The organism is Methylibium sp. T29 (assembly GCF_000576205.1).
In the GTDB taxonomy this organism is placed as follows: domain Bacteria; phylum Pseudomonadota; class Gammaproteobacteria; order Burkholderiales; family Burkholderiaceae_C; genus Methylibium; species Methylibium petroleiphilum.
This window is the reverse complement of the sequence record NZ_AZND01000322.1, coordinates 1-3,167: the sequence shown is the minus strand read 5'-3', so window position 1 is coordinate 3,167 and position 3,167 is coordinate 1. Positions and strand designations below refer to the sequence as shown.

The following is a 3,167-nucleotide window of genomic DNA, read 5'->3' as shown; positions in this document are numbered from 1 at the left end:
CCCGCGCTGGCCGCGCGCGGCTTCTGGGCGGCCTGGGAAGGGGCCGTGCTGCGTGCCCGCCTGGCGCGTGACGGCGCGCCGCTGGAGGCCGCCATTGCCGATTTCCGACGGCTCGTCGCCCCCGACTGAGCCGCCAAGTACCGACCCCGACCATCCACTCACGAGGAGACGCGAACATGTTCAAGGCTTTGGTGCTCGACAAGAGCGAGGGTTTTCGCGCCGAGGTGCGCGAGGTCGACGACAGCTTCCTGCCGGACGGCGATGTCACGGTGGCGATCGACTACTCCACCCTCAACTACAAGGACGGCCTGGCGATCACCAACCGCCTGCCGGTGGTGCGCAGCTGGCCGATGGTCGCCGGCATCGACGGCGCCGGCACCGTGATCGAGAGCCGCCACCCCGCCTGGAAGGCCGGCGACCGCGTGGTGCTCAACGGCTTCGGCGTCGCCGAGGTCCACAAGGGCTGCCTGGCCGGCAAGGCGCGGCTCAAGGGCGACTGGCTGGTGCGCCTGCCCGATGCCTTCACGCCCCGGCAGGCGATGGCAATCGGCACGGCCGGCTACACCGCGATGCTGAGCGTGCTGGCGCTCGAGCGCCATGGCATCCAGGCCGGCGACGGCGAGGTGCTGGTGACCGGCGCGACCGGCGGCGTGGGCTCGGTCGCCGTGGCGTTGCTGCACAAGCTGGGCCATCGCGTCGTCGCAGCCACCGGCAAGGCCAGCGAGGCCGACTACCTGAAGCAACTCGGGCCGAGTCGGTGATCGACCGCGCCGAGCTGAGCGCCCCGGGCAAGCCGCTGCAGACCGAACGCTGGGCCGCCGTGGTCGATGCGGTGGGCAGCCACACGCTCGTCAACGCCTGCGCCCAGACGCGCTACGGCGGTGCCGTGACCGCCTGCGGCCTGGCGCAGGGCGCCGACCTGCCGGGCACGGTGATGCCCTTCATCCTGCGCAGCGTGGCGCTGCTCGGCGTGGACAGCGTGATGGCGCCGCTGGCGTTGCGCCAGCAGGCCTGGGCGCGCCTCGCGAAGGATCTGGACCCCGCGCTGCTGCAGTCGATGACCACCGAGATCGGCCTGGACGAAGCCATCGACGCCGCCGCCCGCTTGATGCGGGGCGAGGTGCGTGGCCGCATCGTGGTGCGCACGCAGGGCTGAGTGCGGACGCTCAGTCCTGCTTTCGCGTCGACTCCGGCAGCGCCACCATCACCGGCTGGCCCGGCACGGTGCAGCCGGTGTCGCAGCAGCGGCCCGGCTGGCGGTTCCGCGTGATCGCGCGCGTCTCGTCATGCAGCACGCCGCGGTCGAGCAGCCGCTCGACCAGCTCCACCTTGCTGCCCACCGGGTAGTTGCGCCAGATCTCCTGCTTCAGCGCGGCCGGCGAGCCGCCGCCGTGCAGGCTGATCACCGAATACCAGCCGCCCTGGTAGGAGGCGGTCAGGTCCTCGATGAAACGCGCGACCTCGATGCGCTTGTCGTAGGGCACTGTCGGGTTGGCGCGCAGCACCTCGGACAGCGTGGCGGCGGTGGCCGGGTTGTGGTCCTCGTCGGGGCCGGGCAGCGCGACGATCAGGCCGCCCGAGACCTCGTGCGCCAGGCGGTGCATGTCGTAGATCTGGGTCGACATCAGCAGCTTGCCGATGTTGCTGAACACCGGCTCGGGCATGAAGCTGCCGCTGTACGGATCGGCCGTGCCGTACACACTGGCGGCCACGCCGCAGGCGAAGAAGCCCTCGGTGATCTTGATCAGTTCGACCATCGGCTCGCGCAGGTTGCTCTTCTCGCCGGGGTCGAAGCCGTTGGCCTCGCACATCAGCGCGCCGGCGCCGATCAGCAGGTCGCCGAAGCCGGCGCGCGCGGCGATGCAGCTGTGGCGGTGGTGGGTGGCGTAGCTGTAGGTCAGCACGCCGCTGTGCTCCCACTCGCCGTCCTGGCCGGCATAGAACACGCGCTCCCAGGGAACGAACACGCGGTCGAAGATCACCACCGCGGTGGCTTGGCCATAGCGGCGCGAGAACAGCGCCGCGCCGTGCTCGAGCTTGTCGCCCGGCCGGCCCGCGGGGCGCGACACCAGCGTCATGCCCGGCGCGTCGATCGGCACCGCGCAGCAGACGGCGAAGTCGGCATCCTCGGCGCCCATGTTGCGCCCCGGCATGACCAGCAGCTCGTGCATGTAGGGCGCGCCGGTCACGATGGCCTTGGTGCCCGAGATCACGATGCCCTTGCCGTTGCGCTCGACCACGTGCACATAGGTGTCGGGGTTGGCCTGCTGATGCGGACGCTTGCTGCGGTCGCCCTTGGCGTCGGTCATCGCGACGCCGAGGCTCAGGTCCTCGTCCTGCACGCGCGCCAGGTAAGCCTGGAAGCGGGCGCGGTGCTCGGTACTGCCCTTGGCGTCGTCCAGGCGCGCGCTGACCTGGGCGATGCCGTTCAGCGCGTCGTGCATCAGGTAGCGCTGCGCGCAACCGGTCTCCTGACACAGCAGGCGCACCGCCTCCAGCTTGTTGAGCAGGTCGCCGGCCGACTCGTTGATGTGGGCCATGCGGTTCACGGTGAAGCCGCGGCTCGACTGCACGGCCAGCGCCAGCGGCGCCATCGCCGGGTCGCGGGCGAAGTCGTAGGTGTAGGCGAGGGCGTTGACGCCGGGGCGCAGCGACGGCGCGTCGGCCACCGAGTCGACCAACTGGCCGTCGACGTAGACCGTCGGCTTGTAGCGGCGCAGCGAGTCGCGGTAGTCGGCGCCGGACATCAGGGTGGCCGGGCGAGCCGGCGGGGCGATGGAGGTCGGAGCGTTCATGGCGGCAGGTCTTCGCGGTGTTGGTTTGGAAAATTGAACAGTGTTCAAAGAATTGATCAACTGTATATTCGAGCGATGCCGAAATCAACCACCCTGCCCAGCGCCGAGCGCGGGATGCGCCAGCGCGCCGTGGCCGATGCACGCCGCGCGCTGGTGCTCGATGCCGCACGGGCCGCCTTCTTCGAGCTCGGGCTCGAGCGCGCGAGCGTGCGCGAGATCGCCCGCCGCGCCGGCTACACGCCGGGCGCGATCTACAGCTACTTCGCGAGCAAGGAGGAGATGTACGGCGCGCTGCTCGGCGAATCGCTGGAGCGCCTGAACCAGGCCGTGGCTGCGGCCCGGCCTGGCGCGGCGCGGCGGGGCGAGCCGGCC

General features: G+C 70.9%; 3 protein-coding genes and 1 pseudogene. 3 read left to right on the top strand and 1 reads right to left on the bottom strand.

Features of this window, described 5'->3' with window-relative positions:
• Positions 1 to 6: 6 nt before the first annotated feature.
• Both x551_RS27965 and x551_RS20205 read left to right on the top strand, forming a co-directional pair.
• On the top strand, positions 7 to 129 hold the full coding sequence (locus x551_RS27965) for a TetR family transcriptional regulator C-terminal domain-containing protein (protein WP_256364001.1): 123 nt from the start codon (positions 7 to 9) through the stop codon (positions 127 to 129).
• Positions 130 to 176: 47 nt separating this feature from the next.
• Positions 177 to 1,156: pseudogene (locus x551_RS20205) on the top strand (MDR family oxidoreductase).
• A gap of 10 nt (positions 1,157 to 1,166) precedes the next feature.
• Here x551_RS20205 and x551_RS20200 read toward each other — a convergent pair.
• Entirely contained in the window at positions 1,167 to 2,795 is a 1,629-nt protein-coding gene (locus x551_RS20200) for a 4-hydroxyphenylacetate 3-hydroxylase N-terminal domain-containing protein (protein ID WP_036235488.1), read from the bottom strand.
• Positions 2,796 to 2,870: 75 nt separating this feature from the next.
• Here x551_RS20200 and x551_RS20195 point away from each other — a divergent pair.
• A partial coding sequence (locus tag x551_RS20195) for a helix-turn-helix domain-containing protein (protein ID WP_152543612.1) occupies positions 2,871 to 3,167 on the top strand: 297 nt, incomplete at its 3' end.

Coding starts and splice junctions, on each gene's coding strand:
- x551_RS20200 (WP_036235488.1), bottom strand. CDS start 2,795: ATGAACGCTCCGACCTCCATCGCCCCGCCGGCTCGCCCGGCCACCCTG.